This is a genomic window from Dankookia sp. GCM10030260 (genome assembly GCF_042666655.1).
In the GTDB taxonomy this organism is placed as follows: Bacteria; Pseudomonadota; Alphaproteobacteria; order Acetobacterales; family Acetobacteraceae; genus Paracraurococcus.
Genome location: NZ_JBHTDE010000065.1, coordinates 1 through 2686 on the forward strand (window position 1 = coordinate 1; position 2686 = coordinate 2686).

Here is a 2686-nt window from a genome sequence, read left to right on the forward strand (position 1 = left end):
GCCGCCGCATTCCACGGCCGTGCCAAGTGAGATGGCAGCGAGCGCGCCGACGCAGCGAGACCGCCATCTGCAGTGCATGGCTGAGCACGGACGAGCGGCCTGGCAGAAGACGTCTGGCTACAACACCTGAGCCCGCGTCGAAGCCACCATCGGCAGGTTCAAACAGGTGATCGGTGACGGGCTGCGCTGCCGCACGGACCAGCGTCGGGCGACCGAGATGGCGCGGCGTTCGCTGCTGGATTGTCAGAGTAGGAGAAAGCGCACAGCGCCGACGAGCACCGCCCAAAGAGCAAGATTGATCGTCAAGATCAGCACGTTGCTGCCGATCGGCCTCTCGTCAGTGCTGTCCTTGGCTACAGGTTTCCAAACGCTTTCAAAAGAAATTTTCTTCGGCATTGGTTTGGCCGATCTGCTGACATGGTTGGTAGAGGTTCGGTGCGGCTGACCGGCGGCTATCGCGCGACAACAACCTTGGCCAGTCGTATTGCCTCAGCAACATACTCCCGGTGCCTAATGACCCGGTGCCTGTTGCCGCATCACTAGTGCTCAAACGCATTCGGAAGATGCAGGTAGCCTCAAAGTCGGAGCCACACGCCGTGGGGTAGGCAACGGCGGCCTACATCTTCCGTCTGTGTCGCTGCACTAACCGCCGTCATCTCGGGCGACGTCGCACCAAAAACCATGCGGCGGGCCATCGTTCGGCACTACACCTTTATGCTTTATGCGCCGCTATAGCGTCCGGCACTGCCCAGTGGAAAAGCTGCGGGGAGGGCAGCATAGATAAGGCTGTTGTTGCGGGCAGACCAACCCGCCCCGCATGGACAAGGCCCACCGCTTCCGCTGTCAGGCCGCGGCGCCGCGCTTGCCGCGGCGGTCGTTGGCCGGCTCGTCCGACTGTGCGCCCTTGATCGCCGCCGGGTTCAGCTCCCGCTCAGCGAGTTGGGTCAGCTTCTCGTCGGTCTGCTTCTCTTCCTGTAGCGTCTCGGCCAACAGGTCGGCCAGCTCTTGCTGCCCGACCGCCTTGGCCAGCGCCACCATGGTGCCGTAGGAAGCGATCTCGTAATGCTCAATTCGCTGCTGCGCTGCGACAATTAGCGTATCCAGCAGTGGTCCCTTCTCGTGGTCCTCCAGTTCGCTCTGGCCTTCCTCGATAATGCCGCGCATGCCCTCGCAGACCTTGCGGCCGGCCTTGCCACCAATCGTCTCCAGCGCCTTCTCGAGCCGCTCGACCTGACCCTCGGTCTGCTCGACATGCATCTGCAGCGCGTCCTTCAGCGACTGCGCCGAGGCCTTCTTCATCATCCGCGGCATGGCGCGTAGCGCCTGCTTCTCCGCGCTATAGGCATCGCGGAGCTGTTCCGTCATCAGCCTAATGATTTCGTCCATGGTTACTTACCTCAGCCGCGGCCGACATGGCCACGCGCTGAAGCCAACGGCATTAAGCGGCGGCAGTTGCGCCCGGCTGCGCCGCGACGACTTGGTATCGGCACAGCAACACGACCTTATCGGGACTGAGCTATCGGTTGCGAGTAAGCGTTGCAAATATTGTGCTGGCTTGGACGGTAATGGGAGCCAGCATCACAAAATGCTCGTCATGGACTTTAAAATCCGTATGCAAATGTTCAAGATCGCCGCGGCCGGCGCAGTAACTTAAGCATCCCGCCTTCGATAAAAGACATTGGTATTTAGCCGCTTCTTCGGAATCGCAAACCATGCCGGGGCCGTACACCAGCGGCTTGGACACCGCTCGGCCATCTTCCAAAATTACGACGCGAAATGTGTCTTGCTGAGGCGATATCCTCGCCTGAAGACTACGCCCGTTGTACCGGAACGAGATCAAGCTTTCCGCTTCAGTCTCGCAAGGGAAGCGCCGACGGCGCCTGATTAAGTCAGTCACGATAAACTCGCGGTAGACAACAGAACTACAAGCGCGGTGGTCACTTGGTGGCCATCGAAAAGCTTGTGCAGCACTGGCGCGGCCCCATGCCTGCCCGTGTTGCAATGCTTATCGTAGCCGGTGGCAAACAGCAACGACACACCGAGCGCGGCCAACCTGTTGGCCAGCGGTACCCCCACTCTCTCATCGAGTTTGATGTCGAGCACTTCGGCATTCGGCCCACCATCAGCCATCGCCGTTTCGATCAGCCGAAGCGCTTCACTGACGGAAGCGAGCTGTCCGCCATCCGCATCGGCGAACCCATGCGGCGCGACCGGCTGCTGCTGGTCAGCGCCTTCGCCACCGCGCTGCTCACCCTGCTGGGCGCGGTCAGCGAAAGCCTCGGCATGGACCGGCTGCTGAAATCAGACACCAGCAAAACCCGCACCCACTCGCTGTTCCGGCAAGGCTGCATGCTCTACGATCTCATCCCCAACATGCCAGAGCACAGGCTCGCGCCGCTGATGCAGAACTTCCCCGAGGCCGTGGCGAAGGCGGGCTTCTTCAAGCTTGCCTTCACCGCCTAAAAATGAAGGGATCGGAGAGCATGGGCCCTGACGTCGGACACCCGCCAGCCGTCAAACCCCACTATGGCCATCGGCCTCATACATGCCCCGTGCCCTCGGTGCGTGTCAAACGAGTTGCCGCGCTGGTTTCGTAACAGGGTCTCCTATCCTGGGCGTGGTTTGAATGGCGGTCCGATGGCGGGTGAAGCTGCCCCGATGCTCGCGGCGGCCACGATGCTGTCGC

Annotated in this window: 4 protein-coding genes; 2 read left to right on the forward strand and 2 right to left on the reverse strand. The window is 61.3% G+C overall.

Annotated features, from left to right (window positions below):
* The first annotated feature begins 166 nt into the window (after positions 1–166).
* Positions 167–445 carry a hypothetical protein gene (locus ACFQS7_RS30770; protein WP_380070956.1) on the forward strand — a complete coding sequence of 93 codons (279 nt, stop codon included), beginning with the start codon at positions 167–169 and terminating at the stop codon, positions 443–445.
* A gap of 398 nt (positions 446–843) precedes the next feature.
* On the opposite strand, the gene ACFQS7_RS30775 is transcribed toward ACFQS7_RS30770, so the two are convergent.
* Together ACFQS7_RS30775 and ACFQS7_RS30780 are read right to left on the reverse strand one after the other, a co-directional pair.
* Positions 844–1386 carry a ferritin-like domain-containing protein gene (locus tag ACFQS7_RS30775; RefSeq protein WP_380070957.1) on the reverse strand — a complete coding sequence of 181 codons (543 nt, stop codon included), beginning with the start codon at positions 1384–1386 and terminating at the stop codon, positions 844–846.
* Between the two features lie 130 nt (positions 1387–1516).
* Positions 1517–1744 carry a hypothetical protein gene (locus ACFQS7_RS30780; protein ID WP_380070958.1) on the reverse strand — a complete coding sequence of 76 codons (228 nt, stop codon included), beginning with the start codon at positions 1742–1744 and terminating at the stop codon, positions 1517–1519.
* 200 nt (positions 1745–1944) lie between these two features.
* Here ACFQS7_RS30780 and ACFQS7_RS30785 point away from each other — a divergent pair, with 200 nt between their 5' ends.
* Positions 1945–2463 carry a hypothetical protein gene (locus ACFQS7_RS30785; RefSeq protein ID WP_380070959.1) on the forward strand — a complete coding sequence of 173 codons (519 nt, stop codon included), beginning with the start codon at positions 1945–1947 and terminating at the stop codon, positions 2461–2463.
* Positions 2464–2686: the final 223 nt, after the last annotated feature.